Genomic DNA, 288 nt, shown 5'->3' with positions numbered 1-288 from the left:
CCGTGGTGACGCAATATATAGAAGAGCAATCCGAACCGGATAAGTCCCATTTTGTGTTCGCTTATACCATCAGCATTACGAATAGCGGCGAAGTGGCAGCACAAGTGATATCGCGTCACTGGATTATTAATGATGCGAATAATCATATTGAAGAGGTCAAGGGGTTGGGCGTAGTCGGCCATCAGCCTTTCCTGCCGCCGGGGCAAAGCTTTGAGTACACCAGTGGCTGTATCTTGAAAACGCCGCAGGGCAGTATGAAGGGGTACTACTTCTGTGTGGCAGAAGACG

General features: G+C 49.7%; 1 protein-coding gene. It reads left to right on the top strand.

The genetic code is table 11. From position 1 onward, the window contains the following. Positions 1–2 precede the first annotated feature (2 nt). Positions 3–288: Co2+/Mg2+ efflux protein ApaG (apaG, locus tag KDM89_RS21815; protein WP_212689853.1), on the top strand; the 286-nt coding region annotated here is incomplete at its 3' end.

Source organism: Cognatundibacterium luofuense (assembly GCF_018139685.1).
GTDB lineage: Bacteria > Pseudomonadota > Gammaproteobacteria > Burkholderiales > Burkholderiaceae_D > Undibacterium > Undibacterium luofuense.
This window is presented reverse-complemented; position numbering and strand designations above follow the sequence as displayed.